This window comes from Anabaena sp. FACHB-83 (assembly GCF_014697485.1).
Classification (GTDB): domain Bacteria; phylum Cyanobacteriota; class Cyanobacteriia; order Cyanobacteriales; family Nostocaceae; genus Nostoc_B.
Genome location: NZ_JACJRY010000031.1, coordinates 39,241 through 60,163, shown reverse-complemented (window position 1 = coordinate 60,163; position 20,923 = coordinate 39,241). Strand labels below are relative to the sequence as shown.

Here is a 20,923-nt window from a genome sequence, read left to right as displayed (position 1 = left end):
TTCCTGGGATTTGCTATGTGTTTTTACCTCTGGGTTGGAGTTGGGTTTAGCCCAACTCTAGCAGCAAATCTCACACAGGCTGAATCAATCTCTCAACCCCCCAATCTAGAATCAGGAGTTGATCGCTTTCTCACTTCGATTCCCGCAGGCTATTACACGATCGCCTCTGTCGAAGAGTTAAAAAGCCTGTTGAAGAAGTCTCAACCTATGTTAATAGATGTGCGAGAAACTTCTGAGTATCAATCTGGACATATACCTAACGCAATTAATATTCCCCTGCGAACTCTGTCGCAAAATCTGAATCAAATTCCCCGCGATCGCCCTGTGGTATTGTACTGCTCCTCTGGTTATCGCTCGGCAATGGGGGTAATGACACTACACCTATTAGGCTATGAGAATGTGCGGGGATTTCCACCTAGCTTTGTCGGCTGGAAAAACGCAAAAGAAGCGATCGCCCAAAGTGAACTTGTGATGTTTTAATAGCACATTATGAGTTATAGTAGATGTATAAACAGCGATAACGCTATACGTTGTGAGGCAACCAATATGGATGCCAATGAAGTTTTAAGACGATATGCCAACGGAGAAAGAAATTTTAGAGAGGCAGACTGGAGAGGCATCAGCCTAACTAACGCAAATTTGAGTGGAATAGACTTGAGTGGCGCACATTTAAGTAATGCAGATTTGAGCGGCGCTGATTTAAGCAATGCTAATTTAAACTGGGCTGGACTCAAAGGAGCAAATTTCAGTAGGGCAAATCTGCGGGGAGCAAAAATGCCTGATGGAAGACAACACAATGATCTCTTAGAGTCTGCTAATTATTTCTCTAGCTAACACCTGACAATAAATCTGCTATTGGTGAGCGATGCTTTGTAGATAAAGACATCGCTTATTTCTAGATATGGCAATACTTACAGAAATGTAAAACACGATCAATCAATTAACCTAATTTCGTTCTGGAGATTTTGAAAGATGTCCTTTACTATCGAGTCTGCACGCTCTATTTTTCCCGACACTCCAGTTGCTAATGTGGTGCCGGCTACGGTTGAATCATGCAATCAACTCAGTGCTGAGGATCAGTTAGCTTTGCTTTGGTTTGCTTATACCGAGATGGGAGTTACAATCACTCCTGCTGCTATGGGAGCAGCTAATATGGTCTTTGCAGAAAAAACTCTGACGCAAATTAAGCAGATGTCTGCGGATAAGCAAACACAAATGATGTGCGATCTAGTGAACCATACTGATACTCCTATCTGCCGTACCTATTCATCTTTCGGCACAAACATCAAGTTAGGCTTCTGGTATGAGTTAGGCGAGTGGATGAAACTAGGAATCGTTGCCCCGATTCCAGAAGGTTATAAACTTTCTCCACAGGCCTCAGATGTTCTCGAAGCCATCCGTCAACTTGAAGGCGGTCAGCAACTCACCGTATTACAAAATATTGTCGTTAATATGGGGTATAACTCAAAGGTTAGCGAGCAAAACGTCAAACAACCTGTGGTTCCACCTCAAGACATCGCACCCAGAGCTAAAGTCAGCATTGAGGGCATCGATAACTTAACCGTTCTCAGCTACATGGAGAATATGAACGCCTTTGACTTTCAAGGGGCTGTGGCTTTATTTACTGAAGATGGTGCCTTGCAACCTCCTTTCCAGGAACCGATTGTGGGTCAAAAGAACATCCTCGCTTATATGCGTGAAGAATGCTATGGACTCAAGCTCATACCAGAGCGAGGGGTAACGGAATCAGCAGCAGGAGAATTCACCCAGACTAAGGTGATGGGTAAAGTCCAAACGCCTTGGTTTAGTGACAGTATTGGCATAAATCTAGCATGGCGGTTTTTGCTCAACCCGCAAGGCAAGATTTTCTTTGTGGCAATTGATGTGCTGGCATCTCCTCAAGAACTTATGGAACTGGGCTTGATCCGATAGAACAAGCTTGGGGCAATTTGGCACATCTGACAAGTTCCTGAATATCCCATCTGCATAATCCTCTGAACCCCTGAAATAGCAGGGTTTCTTTGTTTTTATTCTTGGGTGCAATATGAATTGCAGATTTATAGACAGAACTTTGACAAAAGTCTATTAACCCAATAAAAACCTAGAAATAATATCATAAATGTTGTATTTATGTAAATAATTTGTTATAATATTTATATAGAACTTAAAAATGAGGTAAAGCCCATGCTCTACACCGATAAAGAAGGGAAGACCCTCAACCCAGAGAATTGTATAACTGCTAACAGCTTCTTTATTGAATCTGAGGTGTACATCTGTGAACCATTGGAAATGCACTTCAATCAAGCTGGGGAGTTAAAAGCGGGAAAAAAACCGAAGAAAGCAATTGCCAATCTTCGTAGTGATGGCAGTGAGTTAATCCCGGCTGAAGTTCAAGCGCATATAAACAGAGAAGGCAATCAATTGCTGAATGTGCCGCTTGCAAATGGCTACACAGTAGATGATGAGGGAATGATAAATACCTACGCTATTCAACCTGTGATGTCCTTGGCAGAGTATCCCTCTCCAGAACAACAACAACGCTACATCATCCAGGGGATAGTAGCTATTATGTTTGTTGCTCTGACACTGATGACTGCATTTGCTGTCAGCTAGGGTAACAATATCTAGTACAACAAGGCAAAAGTAAAAGGTCAAAAGGAAAAAGAAAGAATAGTGATCCTACAACCCTTTTAGCAATTCCTTATGGTCACTGAGCGCCGTCGAAGTGTGGTCGGTTTATTTACGCCAATCTGTACTAGATATTTAGGCTCAGATGGAAGATCGATATCTAGCTAAACTACTGACATACCTAGCGCGAGGCTCTAGCACTAACGGCGCGTTGGAGATTAGCCAAAGCTCGGTTGTAATTTAAAATTGCGGTGACTCGATTACCTTCGGCTCTGGTTAAGTCATTTTCTGCCTCAATAACTTCTGTTTGCGTACCAACACCAGCTTGATATCTAATTCGGGCAATATTCAATGCTTCTCTAGCTTGTTCTAAACCCACAGCAGAAGTCTGCACATTATCTAAATTAGAGCGTAGTTGAGTGTAGTATTGTTCAACATTAAAGCGAATTTGGTCGCGCTGATTGGCAAATTGAGTTTCTGCGATCGCTATATTAGTTTTAGCCTGCGCTGCCCTAGCTTTAGCTGCGCCGCCATCAAATAAATTCATACTGGCTTGCAAACCAATAGAATACCCATCAGTGACGCTGGCAGTATCGTTAAAGCGATCGAGTAAGTTATAACTTGTGACTAAACTTACTTGCGGTCTGACTTGTGCTATTGCTTGTCGTCGTTGTTGTTCGGAGATATTTCTTTGGGCTATTTGTTGACGCAATTCGGGGCGATTTTGAAAAGCTTCAACTATACTTTGTTCTAAGGTTGGTTGCCAAAGTCCTGCTAATGCCACTGCATCTGCGGCTGTTATATCTACTGACTGGGGTAAACTGAGCAATGTCCCAAGTTGACGACGGGCAATTTGTTGATCTGATAGGGAATTAGTCAAGTCTTGTTGAGCATTAGCCAAGTTTACTTGAGCTTGTAGGACATCAAATCTTGTCCCTACACCTGCTCTTTCTCTGGCTTGAGCATCTTGTAAACTGGCTTGAGCATTTGCTACCGCAGATTGATTAATTCTGACTTGTTCATCAGCTTGCTGCAAATTATAGTATTGAGTTTTGACATTCAGTTCAATTTCTCTAGATTGGTTTTCCACATCTAACTCATCGATGCGTAACTGTTCTTCGTCCTCTTTGATAACCGCTTGACGATTACCGGATGTGTAGAGGTCATAATTCAGTTGTGCTGTACCGTTAAAAGAGGTACTTGGTTGAGAAGAGTTGCTACTAAAACCATTACCACTGTTAGTTACATTCCCGTTAATATCAAGACTAGGAAACAAACTCGCTTGAGATTCTCTCAGTGCTGCACGACTGCGTTCTAACTCTAAAATTGTGACTTGTAAATTACGATTATTGCGTCTGGCTAATTCTAAAGCCTGTGTCAAACTCAAAGGTACAGTTTTTTGAATCTGTACCTCTTCTGGTTTAGTCGGAAATTGTAAAGGATTGGCACTAGGATTTAAGTTTTCTGCGGGAATTTGTGGTGTTGTTTGCGGTGAAGTTTGAGCATCAACACTCTTTGGTACAGCAGAAATTAACAGAGCGATCGCTACAACAAACCAAGTAGAATGCACTGAAGATAGCATAGGGAGTAGGGAGTGGGGAGTGGGGAGTAGGGAATAGGAGTGGTTAATAAAGTTTAAATTACTTAATTTTGTCTGACTATCACCTGAGAGAATGATATCCGCGTGCATCCACGTTTATCTGCGGTTAATTATTTTGTAATCACCCAAATCAACCAACAATTAAACCATCTTGGACGCGGATGGTTCTTTTTGTTTGCGCTGCAATATCTGGTTCATGGGTAACAATCACAATAGTGATACCTTGCTCATTTAATTCTGTGAGCAAATTCATCACTTCATAAGAAGTTTCTGTATCTAATGCACCTGTTGGTTCATCTGCTAAAACTAATGCTGGTCGATTAACTAAAGCACGCGCGATCGCAACTCGTTGTTGTTGTCCTCCAGAAAGTTGACTGGGACGGTTGAGAATGCGTTCAGCTAGTCCTACTTTTGTTAAAGCTGACAAGGCTCTTTCGCGGCGTTTGTGTTTGGGTAAGTTAGCATAAACCATCGGTAACATCACATTTTCTAGTGCTGTTGCTCTTGCTAATAAATTAAATTGTTGGAACACAAAGCCTATCCTTTGATTGCGGATATAAGCTAATTCATCATCATCAAAAGTAGTTAAGTTTCTGCCTTCAAAAATATAATTTCCATTAGTAGGTCTATCTAAACAGCCCAAAATGTTCATGAGTGTAGATTTACCTGAACCTGATGTACCCATAATTGCGACATATTCGCCCTCTTCAATTGATAAGTGAATACCTTTGAGAATCGGAACGCTCATTTCTCCGAGTTTGTATATTTTTGTAATAGATTCCATCCAAATCATTGTGGTCATAATTTTTAGTGCTGAGTAGTGAGTGCTGAGTGAAAATATTAGTTAGGGAGTATTTTTATTTAATATATGAATAGAAGAGACAAGGGAGACAAGAGAAAAGCTTTTATTTCTCAAATTAGTCGCTTCTTAAAGCTGTAATCGGATCTAATTTCGCTGCATTACGAGCAGGAATCACACCAGCAACTAGGCCAACAGATAACGAAAGTCCAAAACCGATAACTACTGATGCCACAGAAATTACAAAAGGAAATTTAAAAATACTTGATGCGCCAAAGGCAATTAAAATACCACTGCCCATACCAATACCGCCACCGACAATCGAAATCACGATCGCCTCGGCTAAAAATTGATTGAGAATCGCTGAATTAGTTGCCCCGACGGCTTTACGAATGCCAATTTCTCTGGTTCTTTCTACTACGGAAACTAGCATAATATTGGCAATTCCGATACCACCGACCACCAGAGAAATTCCGGCGATCGCTACCACCATGATTGTAAATAAACCAACCACATTAGTAAAAGTACTCACAATATCAGCTTGATTCGTAATCCGAAAATCATCAGCTTGCGGTGGATAAATTTCATGCCGCAAGCGCAAAATATTAGTCACTTGAAATTGCGCTGCTTCTAACTTATCTTGATTACTAGATTTGATTAAAATTCCACTCACCGAAACACCAGTTAAAGCATTATTTCCTACTAGTCTCCCCGACATACTAGTTAAGGGAATAAAAATTTGGTCATCTCTATCCATCGGCCCTTGAGCGCCTTTCGGTTCCATAATGCCAATTATTTCATAAGTCTCTCCTTGAATGCGAATTTGCTCACCAATGACTTGAGTACTATTGCCAAATAAAGTCCTTTTGACTGTCGGGCCAATCACCGCCACTTGCTTATTAGAATCGAGTTCTTCTTGGGTAAAAAATCGCCCTTCTTGGGGATGAGTATTGCGTGCATCGGGATAATTTAAATCTGTACCGTAGATTGTAGTGGAAGTATTTTCGCCACCGTATACTACTTGAGCATTTCTTTGCAGATATGCCGAAACTAAATCGACTGATGGGGCTTGTTGAGCGATCGCTTTAGCATCTTCCCAAGTTAAAGTACTGGTAGAACCAACGCCTTGACGGATATTTCCACTCCTGGCTGCACCCGCTAAAACTTGCAATACATTTGTTCCTAGTGCTTGGATTTGGTTTTCAACACTTTTCTGCACCCCTTGACCCACAGAAGTAATCGCAATTACAGACGCAATACCAATAACCACCCCTAGCATCGTCAGTCCTGTGCGTAATTTATTATTCCATAGCGTTTCTACAGCCATTGATATGATTTCAGTCAACGGCACTGTAGACTTACTAGGTCTTTTTTGAATTTTGGGAATTTTAGATAAACTCTGAAGCATATTAAATAGAATGGCGTAAATATTTGTAGTTTGGAAAAGGCAGGAGGCAGTGGTTCGACTTCGCTCACCAACCATTCACATATATCTCTCCCTTATCTCCCTTATCTCCCTTATCTCCCTTATCTCCCTTGTCCCCCTTGTCCCCCTTGTCTCCTTCGTCCCCTCATCCCCCTTGTCTCTCAACATTACTGACCAGAACGCCCACCGCCACCAGAAGAACGACCTCCACCACCACCAACACCAGGAAATACACCTCCCCTTGGCGTTGACTGGGGTCGTGAACCAGGGGGGAAACTCAGCAAGACTTTTTCATCACCTGTTAATCCAGACTTCACCTCTGTAAAATTATTCACAGTCACGCCAGTTTCAATGCGGGTGAATACAGGTTGCTCATTTGCGCCTAAAACATACACGCCTGTGGCTCTTTCTCGGCGCACAACTGAGGCTGTGGGAACAACTAAAGCATTTTCTAGCTCACCAACTTGAAATTCTGTATCGACATTCATCCCCGACCGGAGTAGGTTTTCTGGGTCAGAAAGAGATGCTTTCACCTGAAAACTAGTCACGTTCTGCTCGACGGTGGCTTGAGCCGCAATTTGACTGACTTTTCCTTCAAAAACCTTTCCTGGGTAAGCATCAGCTTTAATTGTCACTGGTTGACCAAGGCGAATTTTGGCAATATTCGATTCTGATAAATTAGCAACAACTTCATTCACGGAAGCTAAAGCCAAAATCGAAGAAGAAGTAGCGGAAGAAACAGCACTCCCGGAAGTGGTGGGAGTCACAAAAGCACCAGGATCAGAGAATTTTTGTGTGACTACACCATCAAAAGGGGCGCGGATAATTGTGTCGTTGATTTGGGCTTGGATGTTTTGCAGTGAACCACGGGCGGAAATAACTTGAGCGCGGGCGACTTCAATATCTTCTGGGCGGTTTCCGGCTTTGAGTAATGCTAAAGCTTCTTCTCGCTGTTTCACAGTCGCCCTAGCTTGTTGAATATCTTCTGAACGTGAACCAGCTTGTTGCAGTGCTAAGGCTTGTTGTGCTTCATTAACTTGGGCTTGGGCGCTATCACGGGTTGACCGTTTTTGAATAACCGTTTGCAGAGAAATAGCCCCGGAGTTGTATAGTTGTTGATTACGCTTTAAATCATCTTCGGCTTGGACTAAGTTGGCTTGGGCGCTTCTTAGCCTTGCTTGGGCTTGGGCGATATCTTGGGGACGGTTCCCGGCTTCGACTTTTTGCAGATTTGCTTCGGCTTCGTCGAGTTGGGCTTGGGCTTGGGCGATATCTTGAGGACGATTCCCGGCTTGGGCTTTTTGGAGATTTGCTTCGGCTTGGGCTAACTGTCCTTGGGCTTGCACCAAACTACCCCGCAGGTTGGAATCATCCATATAAGCGAGAATTTGTCCTTTTTTGACCGAATCTCCTTCTTTAACTAGCAGAGTTTTGAGTACACCCGAATTTTTGGGACTAACATTAATAGAGCGTTCTGGTTTGACTGTACCATTAGCCGAAACTGCGATCGCTAAATTTCGTCTTTCTACCGATTGGGTCAATATTTTTTGCCTAGCTTCTTGGCGCGGCACTACCGCCACTCGATAATAAACTCCATAGCCAATTCCACCCAACAGACCGAGCAATAGCAGCCAAAGTAACCAATTATACTTTTTTCGCTGTTTCTGTTCTAAGGGTAGAGCTGATGAATCTACAGGGTTTGATGTATCAAGTTTCATAACTGTGTCCGTTGTCCAAAATGGCTACCAAGCTAGTTATCTAAGTTCCAGCACCTAAATGCTCGGATTTTAAATGGCTTAATCTTATACCATCGCTATAGTGACTATATAAGCAAAAAATTTTAAGTTTGCAATTTATTATCAGCTAAAACGGACTGTTTTCTTCTATGACTAAAGTCACTAATAATTTCTGATTGCTCTATGACTAAAGTCATTAAATTGTCATACCAAATCGATATAGCATTTTTATTTGATATGTGAACAATAGAGACAAGGGAGACCAGGATGACAGGGTAGACAAGGGAGAAAGATGTTTATAAATCATTTAGGATTGCTATAGCTATAATTTTATTTTTAATTGCCTATCTACTGCAAAGACTTTCTGGATTGATATTATTCAAAAATCTAGAAAAACCAGGAATATCTAGGAGCAAATAAATCAATTATTCAGTATTATTGCTGAATAAAGCTATAGCATATTTAGCTATAATACTTCTGTAATTAGGATAAAATTTAGACATTAAAATATGAATAACTTACTGAAATTTTTGACAATTTCATCTTTGCTACTATCTACAAGTTTGCCATCTTTCGCAACCAATAAATCCTTCGTCACTGAGAAACACTTCCAAGGCGATGTGGAGCCAAAAAACTGCCCTCTCCAAAAAAGGAAAAAAGGTATTCTTATATATAATCTTTGCCAAGTTAAGGGTAAGCCAATATCTTTATATATCCAAAGTGTTGAAGTCTCTGGTGGCAGTGAAAATGACGCTCTAGATGTTGCTGTATTAAAATATAAAAATGGAAAATTAATTCACGTCAGTGCTGAAGATTTCCACAGATATGGTTTCCGTAATCAAAAGTTAGTTGCAGCTTGGCATCTAGATAATACCATTGAAAATGTATCATCACCTCAATATCGCGCCATAGAAAAGCGTTTTTTAGCAGAGTCTCGCAAGGGTTTAGAACTATTTGGGATTAAGCAAAAATAGCTGTAGAATCTAATTGATTCGTAAGTTGGAATTTACAACAATGCAAATGAAAAAGCATATAATTACTGGAATTTAGACTAAATGGCAGACTATCAGTCTGAGGGTGTTTATATGCTTTTTCATGCTTGGCGATGAAATTTATTTGATTGAGACTGCTTTCCTCATCAAACCTTTGGGTTTTTGACTGAACACAAAACCTAACTTTAATTAGCAACAATTCCTTGTGGGAAGCTATTATTTACTGAGGGTATTAATTGAGGTGAAGAAGGTACTTCAGTGACAGTTCCGTCATATCGGTTGACTTTCAGCACAGAGATTCGATTATTCGCAACATTGATAGCTGGTTGAGAAACAACATGCAGAAATGATTCTGTAGAATCTAAAGCTAGTTGAGCGCCACCAGTAAGCATCTCTCCCCTGAGTACAACCCTCTGAATTTCTACTGGTGTGCTGGGGTCTCGCCCAATATCATAGACAGTCACACTGTTATCAAGAGGGTTTGTGGTGTAAAGACGAGTTCCAGCGCGATTAGTTACTAGCCAACAAATTGCTCTACCCGAATTAGGTACGGTTCTCAGGAGGTGTAAATCTCCATTAGGCTCGTAAGAATAGACTCCCAATTGATTGCTGAGTGTAAAAGCAACATACAAAATTGGTCGACGGGGATGAACTTGAAGCCCCAGTGTTAGACCTAGAGGGTTGGGTGGGAATGCGGCTGGAGGTAGTTGTTGTGGTGAGTTTGGGCTTTGTTGCAAACGACCATTAGGAAGAATTTGATAAGAGCGCAATAAACCAGTCCCTGCGTCCATACCAAAGAGCAAACGTTTGTTAGGAGAAATGAGTGCTTGGGTAGGTAGAGAACCTCTGGGAACAGAAGCTGTAGAATTTGGAATAGGAATCAGTCTGCCCTTGGGAGTGACGCGAAAAGTAGTATAGTTCGGTAAAGAATCGCTGGCTTCCTGGGTGGGAATCTGCGGTAATAAGTTTTGGTTAACTACAGTCAAAATATCGCCGGCTAGACCAAGACTAACTGGCTGAACTCCCCCGCTAGGAAATGGCGATCCTTCTACTGGCGAAAGACTGCCATCTCGATTGATGTCAAAAACAGCAATAGTATTTGACCCAGAATTGACCGCAAATAGCCGCGTTTTTTCAGGGTTAACAATCACTTCTTGATCAGAAGCAAAGGCTGTAATGAAAAAGGGGCCTTTTCCAGCGATGGAAGCATTAGGAATTCCTGCACCGCCAGTTGGAAAAGACGGTGTAGATAATGGTGTGAGCGTACCCAAAGCATCACGGCGGAAACCAAGAATAGAGTTAGCATTGGGAGTTGGAATGTTACTTTGGGTGTAAACAATACCAGTTAAACGAGGCCATTGATACCAGTGGGCATCGGCACTTTGAATTGCTAATCCGCCTGTCAGTACAAGGGCGGCTACACCAGTGAGTGTCAGCAATTTTTGAGAACGCTGACGATTATTTTTGTTAGTTTTGGAGATTATATTCATCAATTTACCCTGGGAAATAACTACATGCGGTATGTAGAGATATCACAGTGATTCCGAGAATTTATGCAAATTTCTTCAGATCATTTCCGGGTAATCAATTATGCTTCTGTACAAGCAGAGGAAACTTTATACAGGAAGGTGTAAGATAAATTCTGTACCTTCACCCAACACAGAGTTACAAATTAATTTGCCATTGTGAGTTTCTTCCACAATTTGACGGGCGATCGCTAATCCCAATCCTGTACCTTTACCAACTCCTTTGGTAGTAAATAAATGGTCAAATATTTTTTGCTTGACTTCTGCCGTCATTCCTTTACCATTGTCAGCAATTGAGATGATTACTTGCTGCTCTACCACAGAAGTTGTAATTTTAATTTGATTGGGTTTGGCTTCGATTTCGGCAAACTTCCGCCCATCATTTGATTCATCTAAAGCATCAATCGCATTTGCCAAAATATTCATAAATACTTGGTTTAACTGCCCAGGAAAGCACTCAATATTTGGTAAGTCGCCATAATCAGTAATTACGGCAATGGCAGGGCGTTGGTTATTAGCTTTGAGGCGATGTTTGAGAATTAAAATTGTACTATCGATACCTTCATGAATATTGAATAAGGCTTTGCAATCCCTATCAGCACGGGAGAAAGTACGTAAACTAGTGCTAATGCTTTTTAAGCGATCGCAAGCCAGAATCATGGCAGAAATCATCTGGGGAATATCTTCTAGTGTATAATCTAAGTCTATTTCTTGGGCATGTTTAATGATATTTGGATTAGGAGGATTTAAACTTTCTTGGTACAGATTTAAATGTTGAATAATATCTGCCAACATAGGTTTAGCTTGTGCCAAACTAGCAGAAATAAATCCCAGAGGATTATTCATTTCATGTGCTACCCCAGAAACCAAATTACCCAAAGCAGACATTTTCTCATGTTGGACTAATTGGATTTGAGTATGCTGGAGATGTTGGAGTGTTTGTTCAAGTTCGGTGGCTTGTTTTTGTGTTTCAATTAATAAATCTGCTTGCTTGATAGCAACACCCATTTGTGCGCCAATTTGTTGGGCAAATTGAATTTCAAAAGGTTGCCAATGACGTGGGCGATCGCATTGATGAATGCAGAGTAAACCCCACAGTTCATCATCTTGCATAATTGGTACTACCAACGATGCTTTAACTTGGAACTTCACTAAAATTTCTCGATGACAATCAACTACTGCATCTGTGTTGATATCATCAATGGCACAATAGCGCCCTTGTTTATATAAGGTAGCAAATTCTTCTCCAAAACAATGATCTTGCACTTTTACTGCTAAAGCCGAAGTAAATGAGGGTAAAACATCCTCGGCGATAAATTCACCATATTCATAATTTGTCTCTAGGTGAAATTGATAAATTCCCACCCGATCAGTATGGAGAATTTGACGGATATTTTGGGTAACGGCGCAGAAAATTGCCTCTAAATTTAAAGATTGTCGAATTTGCGTTACCACCTCAAATAAGGTTTTTTGCTGCTGGAGAGTTTGTTGCAGTAGTTGGGCTTTTTCTTGGGATTCTCGATACAGTCGGGCATTTTCTAAAGAAATTGCCGCTTGGGCTGATAACATTTGAATAATTTCCAGGCGATCGCTATAAAATACACCACTTGTGAGTTTATTTTCTAAATAGATAATACCGACTAAATGCCCATGATAAATAATTGGCTTACCTAATACACTACCGGGCTTGACGCTTTGCATATATTCCCCAATGATGCCCGGAATATCTGTTTTACAATTATCAATGACAACGGTTTTTTGCGTATTTTTGACATAATTAATCAATGTGGCAGGAATCTCAAGGCAAGTTTCTATTGATTGGGGGTTAATTGTAGTTTCTATCTTCCCTTGAGAACTTACTTGACGATTAATTTTAGTAATTGCTTTGACTTGCCAAACACCATTTTCTTCCGGGAGAATCAGTACTGCTTTTTTTGCCCCAGAATTTTCTAAAATAATTTCAGTTAACCCGGCGATAAGTTCATCTAATTCAATAGTACTGGAAATAGTTTGAGCAGCTTTGAGGACAGATGCAAAATCTATAGCATCAGTAATATTAGTACTATTACTAGTAGATGTTTGAGCAATGGTCGCAATAGTTTCTAATGGGTTGAAGTTGAGTCTTTGCTGTTGTTGGATAGGTTTTAGGAGTTGCGGGTAGCGTTTTTCTAAGTCGTCGGTTTTAGCTTTTGCGCCCCAGCGTGCATAGCTATAATATGCAGCTTGCATATATCCTTGGGCAGCATTTTCTTTATTCAACTTTAGATAAAATCTAGCTAAAAGTTCATTTGCTAGTGCAGCTTCGCAGATATAGCCATTATTTTTAGCCCTCTCAATTGCCAGATCATAACTTTCTATTGCTTCCCAGTAATTATTAAGTAATTGATGACATTCAGCCGCCACTAACTCAAATTTGTGTAAATAATTCATTGGCGCTTTATCAGCCCAATTTTTCATTTTCTGCTGATTTTCAGCTATTTTTTTCAGTAACTCATCCAACTCCAGATGAGGCTTTTCCTTGTATACCTCTATGTGTGCTAAAGAATCATAAAAATAAAATAGAGGAATATAAGGAAACCCAACAGCACCATCTAAATATTGTGCAGTTGCAGCAGCATCAACAATTGCTTGTTGATAGTCTCCCAATAAATAATTTAAAAATAATTTATGAAAATTGATGTAAAATAAACCCAAGCGATCATTAGATTCTATATACTGGGATAAAATAATTTGTTCATCAAAAAACTCTCCTTGTAAGTATGGTGATGAACTTCTACCAGTTTGGCAATCTTGTAGTGCCTGTTGCAACATTTTTAAATAATAAACAGAAGTATTTTGCTTGATTTGATAAAGAGAATCGTGAAAAGCTAATACTTCTTGTTGTAGTTCTGATAACTCCTTTTCTATCCCGCCAAAATATGCAAATGCACAGTACATAACTGCGCTATATCCGGCAAATTGAAAATCTCCAGTTTCTAAGCCAATAGTATAAGCATCACGCAGAGGTTTTAAAGTTGTACTTAAAGCATCTTGCCAATGTTTAATAAAGCCATAAACCATAGCATTAACTTTACATTGCAGTTCTTTAATATTTAGCTTGTGCAATAAATCTAATGCAAGTTGACCAAACTGATAACCAGTTTCACTATCTCCCATCCCACCAGATAAAATCGCTGCATAACAGCCATAACTATGGGTAGAAATGGCATGATTTCCAGATTCTACTGAAATTTTTACTTCTTTAAATGTTAGTAACACATAAAGAATAGGAGATGTAAGAAAAGCTGCCGGTAAAATGCTCGATATCAGGCATAAAATTGCTAATTGTACTGGATCAGTCATTAATGGTAAGTTAATTAATGACTCTATTTCTTGACCTTGATAAGCTAATTGTGTTTCTTGTAATGCCACACCAATATCATTGGGTGTGGGATTTTCAGGAAATTCTACACCTAATAATTGTAGAACTTTCAGCACTATTTTGATCGCTACTAAAGCTTGATTTTGGGCAATTAAAGCTTGAGTTTTGACTTCATAAACTGTGATTGTGTCAAGAATTGTCTTGGCTTGTTGCAATAAAACTTCTGATAATCTTTCCATTTCGGGAAAATCACCACTGAGATAAGCGGCTTCTATGGCTGTTTCATATACTTTTAAAGTAAACTCATATTGATATTGCCAACTATTTTCGGGTAAAAGCTGTAGACTAAATGTGCAGTATTCCCAAGCGGCGCTATATGCTGTTGAGGCTTTAGCTTTTTGGGCTGCATTGAGATTTAAATGTGCTAGTTCGTCTCGCTGTTCGGCTGTTGCTAGTAATTTAATTCCCCAGTTCAGTTGATTAACAATGGCAAATATTTTCTCCTCCCGTTGATTTTTAGGAGTATTATTTAACAATAATTGCCCGATATGTAAATGGGTGCGTTGTTTGTGTTCTTCGGGTATTAATGAATAAGCGGCTTGTTGGATGCGATCGTGTAAAAATTTATAGGTGATAATTTCAGAAGTGTTTTGATGAATATTTTGATGATCTGAACTGATGAAAAACTTGTAAACATCACTTTGAGGTAAAATCAAACCTGCTTTTAAAGCACTCCACAAAGATGTTGCCGTTTCTGGTTGTGATTTTTGCGAAACAATTGCTAAGGTTTCTAAATCAAATTGGTTGCCGACACAAGCAGCTAATTTTAAAATTTCTTGTGTTGTTTCTGGCAATTTTTGGATTTGTAGTGCCATAAATTCAACAACATCGCTAGTAAGCGATCGCTGATTAATCGCCGCTATATTACATTCCCAATGTCCTTGCTCATAATTAAAATAAATCAGCTTATCTTGGTGTAAGAATTTGAGAAATTGTGTTGTAAAAAAGGGATTGCCTTGAGTTTTTTGATAAATTAATTGTGAAATTGGTAAGGCTAAGGTTTCTGAACAAATTAAGGTATCAGCTACTAACTGATTTAATTTCAATTCGTCCAGTTCTTTCAGGGTGATGGTATTAATTGTAGTGCCATTTTTAGCAACTTCATCTAAAGCTAAGATTAAATGATGTGCTGCCGAAACTTCATTATCTCGATAAGCCCCAATCAGAAGTAAATATTCAGGATGTGCCTCACTCATTAACGATTGCATCAGTTTTAATGAGGCAGAGTCAATCCATTGTAAATCATCTAGAAATATCACCAAAGGATGTGCTGAGGCGCTGAAGAGTTTAATAAATTTTTGGAATAGCAAATTAAATCTATTTTGGGCTGCATTACCTGATAATTCTGGTGCGGGTGCTTGTTTACCAATAATTAGTTCTAATTCCGGGATAACTTCAAGAATTACCTGGGCATTTTCGCCTAATTCTTCAGTAATTTTATGCTGCCATTGTTGGATTTTATCATCGCTTTCGGTGAGTAATTGTCCCATTAAATCCCGGAAGGCTTGTACAAATGCTGAAAAGGGAATATTCCGGTTAAATTGGTCAAATTTACCTTTAATAAAATAGCCACGTTGTCTAACAATTGGTTTATGAACTTCATTCACAACCGCAGTTTTACCAATTCCCGAAAAACCCGCCACTAGCATAATTTCTGTGCTACCGTTAGCAACGCGATCAAATGCGGTTAACAGAGTTTCAACTTCTAGTTCACGTCCATACAGTTTTTCAGGAATAGTAAAGCGATCGCAAATATCCCTTTGGGCAATTTGAAAACTTTTAATTCTACCCGTTGTGTGGAGTTGGGTTAGACAATTTTCTAAATCATACTTGATTCCTAATGCACTTTGATAGCGGTCTTCGGCATTTTTCGCCATCAGTTTCAACACAATCTCGGAAACTACCTGGGGAATTTCTGCACTGTTAACTAATGCGGGCGGAATTTTGGCAATATGACAATGCAACAATTCCATCACATCGGTTGATGGAAAAGGTAATTCTCCAGTCAGTAACTCATAAAAAGTTACCCCCAAGGAATAAAAATCAGTCCGGTAATCAATCAAACGATTCATTCTCCCAGTTTGTTCGGGAGAAATATAAGCCAATGTACCTTCTAAGACATGAGGATTAATCAGCGTTTGAGTTTCTCTAGGCAACAAAGATGCAATACTAAAGTCAATAATTTTTACTTGTTTGGTATTGGGATTAATGACAATATTGCTGGGTTTAATATCTTTATGGATGATACCATCACGATAGAGCGTATCTAATATACTGCACAGAGCGATCGCTATTTCTAAAAACTCTAGTAAAAACTCAGGAGATTGCCGTTTTGTGGCAGTAAAATAATCCTTGAGCGCAATTCCCCCCATATCTTCCATCACGATCGCATAGCCATTTTGATAAGATTCCAGGCTATAGGTTTCGATAATTCCAGGTTTATGCAAATTTTTAGCGATCGTGTATTGATTGCGAAACTGCACTAATTCATTAAAACTCGGATAAGGGTTTTTCAGCAATTTCACTACTACTGGTTTGTTGTCAATTTCTCGATATCCACGATAAACCAGTGTTCTAAAGCCATCGTAGAGTATTTCACTAAATTGATATCCAGAAACTGCTAACATACCACCAAATCCTAAAGACGCTTAGATATTAGTGTTCCCAAATATCATCAATTTCTCATCAATAATTTTGATTTTTTAATTTATTATTTCAATTCAATTTTCACTAAATTATCTTACCTATGTTTACAATGGAAATCCTTGCCTAATTTTCTCTGTTTATGGATTCAATTTGTTAAAGCAATGTCTAATACAATTTAGTATTTGAGATTTTAGATTAGTTTAGGTGAGCAAAAATTTTACACTTCTGCAACCTTATATCTATTCCTGCTAATGTGAATAGGACTTTATAGTAAAGTACTGACTAGGAATCTAGTACAAGTCAGCGTAAATAAACCAACCATAAGAAATTGTTAAAAGGCTTGTGGTATCACTATTCTTTCTTTTTCCTTTTAACCTTTTACTTTTGCCTTGTTGTACTAGTGTTATCAGGTGTTTCAAGCATAAACACAGTCCTAAAAGATGCTTCGACTACTTTAGTGCATCAGCTATTAGCAGTTAGTAGTGTACTGACATTGGGATCAAATTAACCGCAGATGGAATTTCTTTTACTACAATACTTTAGCCTTACCATAGATGTGTTAGCGACAGCGTAACACATCATACTTAATAGTCTGTTTACTCAGCACTTTAAAGCCAGTGGGTGACGAGGGATTTGAACCCGCAACCAATAGATTAAGAGTCTACTGCTCTACCGTTGAGCTAGTCACCCGCACTGAATAGCTATTATAGCAGCTTTTGTGGGGTGATGCCAAGGTAAAGTTAATCAGGAAGCGGGTTACAGCGTAGTTAATCTAACAGAATCCTGCCTAGACAGCAAATGTGAAATGGCGATCGCCTTTCAAAAAACAGAATTAGGATTTCTGAAGTCAGGAATAATCTTCTTTTTAGAGCCGAAAATATTAAAAAATAATGATATCTTATCTATTTCGATTAAAACTAGTTGACATACATCTATCTTAGGATATAGTTTATTTAGCCAATACAGCTTGATAGTTGATTGCTTGCAACAGTGTGAAAACCACGTTGCTACTGAGTAGTATTTCAGTAAATCTATTAGGTGTACATATCCAACCAAAAAGTATGAGATTAAATTCGTAAATCTCTGTCAATTTGTTTGGATACAATTTGCTCTGGCATAACAACGCTGTCTGTAGCGCAGATATCGGTTTGTTTTTATGCACCTATGTCAGCACTATCAAGTTCAAATTTATTATTACTGCATCAAAAAGTAGAAAAGTGCAGATCACCTACTAATAAATGTGGCAAGTTTTGTAACTACTTACGTTAAGTTTTGAAAATACTTCGGAGTCATGAACATGAGTAATAAACCAGAACAAAGTCCATTAAGCTTTGTTGCTCCAATTAAAGCACCAGTAGCAGATAACTATAAAGCTCTCAAGAAAATTTTAGAAACTGGGACTTTTGGAGAAGCACTAGATGAAGTTGGTACGGTACATTTTGGACGTTTTATGTTCCTCGAACAAGTTACGCCAGAATCAGGGGAAGAGTATTATGCTAAATTCGCTCTCTTTACAGCCTATGACGGAGATTTTACAAAATACGTTGATGACTTTGTTGCAGTAGTTGGTGATTTTTTTAATTTACTATTACAGCATTTAGAAGATGGAGATCAGGTAATACCAGTTCAAAAAAATGCTCAAGATTTTGCACAGTATGTACACAAATATGATCAGGAAGTCAAAGTCTGGTATAGTGCTTATCCGAATTTAAATGTAGTTGACATCCGTCAATTAGTAGCCCAATCATAAGATTATTGGTTTTATCACTTCCTTGCAGCTAAACCTAATTAAGGACAGATGAAGAATTAGCTACTAATAAAATTTTAAAAGAAGTTTTACTGTTTAAAAGTTTTCTAAAAAATAGCGTTGTATATTAGCGCAATTAGCTAGAATCTTTACTTAAAAACATTCTTTTAAGATTTTATAGCAGAATCATCTATTAAAGTGAAGAAGAAATTTAGATGAAGTTTAACACAAGGAAGTGATAATTTATGACCTGTAATACTAAGGGTATTACGGGTATTCGGATTAGCTAAATATTAAGAATATAGGGATACGTTTTGATTACTGAATCCATTTGTGTACGCAGAGAGGAGGTAGTAGGAAAGAAGCTTAATCTGGGCGTACTGATTTTTTTAGAAATCAAACATGAGTCCTATAGTAGCATATTTCTCTTTGAAATCAAACAAGAATCAAAGTTGATATGACAATTAGTAAAAATCAAACACAGCTTGATTTCAGTGATATACAGGGTTATATCGTCCGTGGCTATAACATGGATTTTGCAAGACATTTTGTCCTTCAGGTTCAAGATGCAAAAGCTGCCAAAAAATTTATTGGTAACTTAGTAAATGGTAATGAATCAATTCCCCAAATTACTACTGCGGCATTGTGGGACGTAAAACCGAGTTACTGCTTGAATATTGGATTTACTTTTGAGGGGTTAAAAGCACTACAATTTGGAAATGTTGATCAATCTTTTTCAGATAAGCATTATCTTTCCTTTAAAAAAGGTGCTAATCATCCAGAAATAGCAAAGAAATTAGGTGATGTTGGAGAAAGCTCTCCTGAAAATTGGAAAGGTGGATTAGGAACATCTAATACTCATATTTTACTATCTCTCTATGCTCAAGATAGTGAAGTGTTAGAGAAGCAATCAGATCAACTGCGAATACTTTTTCAGGAAGAACAAGCATTGAAAGAATTATCTTGCTTGGATGGAGCTAAACTTCCTGATGAGCAAGGCAAACCTAGCGATATCATTCATTTTGGTTACAACGATGGAATTTCTCAACCAAAAATAGAAGGGGTTCCCTCAAAGGCTGGACTTCCATCATCTCTCGATCCTCAGCCTGCGATTCCTGCTTATGACTTTATCCTACTAGATGAACCAAAAGCTCCTTACTACGTACCAACACCTGATAAGTTGGGTTTAAATGGTAGTTTTGCTGCTTTTCGAGTGATGGAACAGGATGTAGCTGGATTTGAAAAGTTCCTTCAAGAGCAAAAAGATAAAATTGAGCCAGAAAAACTAGCAGCTAAAATGTGTGGTCGATGGCGCAATGGTGTCCCGCTAGTCCTTTCTCCAGATGCTGACCAACTTTCACCCCCCGAAAAACCAATTACTTACGAACAATTTAATAATTTTAACTATCGTCAGGAAGACCCACAAGGATATAAATGTCCCATTGGTTCACACATACGTCGCACAAATCCCCGTGATGCGAATATACAAGGGGTAACAAAAATTCACCGACTCCTCCGTAGAGGAATGCCTTATGGGCCTGCTTATAATCCTAATTGCCCTAATGATGGTCATGAAAGGGGATTACTAGGACTATTCATTTGTGTGAGCCTAGATCGCCAATTTGAATTTGTCATGGAAGAGTGGGTGAATAAAGGAAAGTTTGCTACTCTGCCTGACAATGCCCAAGATCCTTTGCTTGGTGTTAACGACAGTAATCAAAGTCAGTTTGATATTCCTGTCTCTCCCGACCAACCTTCTATCAAGCTGACTAGTTTTGAGCGATTTGTTAAAACTAAAGGTGGAGCTTACTGTTTTTTACCTAGTATTACCGCCTTGCAATATATAGCTAGTAATTGATGAGTGATGAGTAATGAGTGATGAGTAAATAGGACTGATGCAAAATTATGAGAAGACGTAGACGCGCTCTTCGGCTACTCTTACGAGAACGCCTAACGGCGAAAACGAAGTTATAAGAGTTTGAGAGAGTTCTTGCGTAAGTCCTAGTAAATACTCATAACTCATTACTTATTACTCATTACTTGTTATACCATTTTGGATTTTAGATTTTAGATTTTGGATTGGGTAAGGGTTGATCGGTATAGCTTTTGAGTCATCCATCTGTCGCAATCATTTTTTAATTTGGTATTACTTAACGCGATGTGCGACTTATTCTTGAAACCCCTCTCCAAACCTCTCACGCCAGTCGCTACAACGGAGGAAACCTCCGCAACGCGCTGGCTCCCCGAAACGGAGAGAGGCTTTGAATCTTGCTCCCCTTCCCTACCAGGGAAGGGGTTGGGGGTTAGGTTTGAGAGAAAGTCGCACACGGCGTTATACCAATTCACGAAATTACTGATACAAATCACTTCCTCTGCAACTCTGATTCCGGTCGCCGAGCGAA

Annotated in this window: 13 protein-coding genes and 1 tRNA gene; 7 read left to right on the top strand and 7 right to left on the bottom strand. The window is 39.1% G+C overall.

Annotated features, from left to right (window positions below; genetic code table 11):
* Nucleotides 1-15 precede the first annotated feature (15 nt).
* The 4 genes from H6G79_RS26250 (at nt 16) to psb34 (ending at nt 2,613) form a co-directional block, all read left to right on the top strand.
* Nucleotides 16-480, top strand: a complete 465-nt coding sequence (locus H6G79_RS26250) for a rhodanese-like domain-containing protein (protein ID WP_242048562.1) — start codon at nt 16-18, stop codon at nt 478-480.
* A gap of 66 nt (nt 481-546) precedes the next feature.
* Nucleotides 547-834 (top strand): pentapeptide repeat-containing protein, encoded by a 288-nt coding sequence (locus H6G79_RS26245; protein WP_190593167.1) that lies wholly within the window; start codon nt 547-549, stop codon nt 832-834.
* Nucleotides 835-972: 138 nt separating this feature from the next.
* Complete coding sequence (locus H6G79_RS26240) at nt 973-1,932, top strand: orange carotenoid-binding protein (RefSeq protein WP_190593168.1); 960 nt, start codon at nt 973-975, stop codon at nt 1,930-1,932.
* A gap of 252 nt (nt 1,933-2,184) precedes the next feature.
* Nucleotides 2,185-2,613, top strand: coding sequence for a photosystem II assembly protein Psb34 (gene psb34, locus H6G79_RS26235; protein WP_190593169.1), 429 nt, complete (start codon nt 2,185-2,187; stop codon nt 2,611-2,613).
* 196 nt (nt 2,614-2,809) lie between these two features.
* Here psb34 and H6G79_RS26230 read toward each other — a convergent pair whose 3' ends face one another.
* The 4 genes from H6G79_RS26230 to H6G79_RS26215 form a co-directional block, all read right to left on the bottom strand.
* On the bottom strand, nt 2,810-4,210 hold the full coding sequence (locus H6G79_RS26230) for a TolC family protein (RefSeq protein WP_190593170.1): 1,401 nt from the start codon (nt 4,208-4,210) through the stop codon (nt 2,810-2,812).
* A gap of 148 nt (nt 4,211-4,358) precedes the next feature.
* Entirely contained in the window at nt 4,359-5,030 is a 672-nt protein-coding gene (locus H6G79_RS26225) for an ABC transporter ATP-binding protein (RefSeq protein ID WP_277877345.1), read from the bottom strand.
* A 115-nt stretch (nt 5,031-5,145) separates the two neighbouring features.
* Entirely contained in the window at nt 5,146-6,435 is a 1,290-nt protein-coding gene (locus tag H6G79_RS26220; RefSeq protein WP_190593171.1) for an ABC transporter permease, read from the bottom strand.
* A 185-nt stretch (nt 6,436-6,620) separates the two neighbouring features.
* Nucleotides 6,621-8,171, bottom strand: a complete 1,551-nt coding sequence (locus H6G79_RS26215; protein ID WP_190593172.1) for an efflux RND transporter periplasmic adaptor subunit — start codon at nt 8,169-8,171, stop codon at nt 6,621-6,623.
* Nucleotides 8,172-8,698: 527 nt separating this feature from the next.
* Between H6G79_RS26215 and H6G79_RS26210 the strand changes: the two genes are divergently transcribed.
* Entirely contained in the window at nt 8,699-9,163 is a 465-nt protein-coding gene (locus H6G79_RS26210; protein ID WP_190593173.1) for a hypothetical protein, read from the top strand.
* 203 nt (nt 9,164-9,366) lie between these two features.
* Here H6G79_RS26210 and H6G79_RS26205 read toward each other — a convergent pair whose 3' ends face one another.
* The 3 genes from H6G79_RS26205 to H6G79_RS26195 all read right to left on the bottom strand — a co-directional run bounded on the left by H6G79_RS26205 (nt 9,367) and on the right by H6G79_RS26195 (nt 17,464).
* The gene (locus H6G79_RS26205; RefSeq protein WP_190593174.1) at nt 9,367-10,671 is read right to left on the bottom strand and encodes a beta-propeller fold lactonase family protein; all 1,305 of its coding nucleotides are present in this window, start codon (nt 10,669-10,671) and stop codon (nt 9,367-9,369) included.
* Between the two features lie 126 nt (nt 10,672-10,797).
* Nucleotides 10,798-16,755 (bottom strand): AAA family ATPase, encoded by a 5,958-nt coding sequence (locus tag H6G79_RS26200; protein ID WP_190593175.1) that lies wholly within the window; start codon nt 16,753-16,755, stop codon nt 10,798-10,800.
* A gap of 637 nt (nt 16,756-17,392) precedes the next feature.
* Nucleotides 17,393-17,464 (bottom strand) — tRNA-Lys (locus tag H6G79_RS26195).
* A 607-nt stretch (nt 17,465-18,071) separates the two neighbouring features.
* On the opposite strand from H6G79_RS26195, the gene H6G79_RS26190 reads away from it, so the two are divergent.
* Both H6G79_RS26190 and H6G79_RS26185 read left to right on the top strand, forming a co-directional pair.
* Nucleotides 18,072-18,524: a hypothetical protein gene (locus tag H6G79_RS26190; protein ID WP_199334078.1), complete on the top strand. Its 453-nt coding sequence runs from the start codon at nt 18,072-18,074 to the stop codon at nt 18,522-18,524.
* Nucleotides 18,525-18,978: 454 nt separating this feature from the next.
* The gene (locus H6G79_RS26185) at nt 18,979-20,379 is read left to right on the top strand and encodes a Dyp-type peroxidase (protein WP_190593177.1); all 1,401 of its coding nucleotides are present in this window, start codon (nt 18,979-18,981) and stop codon (nt 20,377-20,379) included.
* Nucleotides 20,380-20,923: the final 544 nt, after the last annotated feature.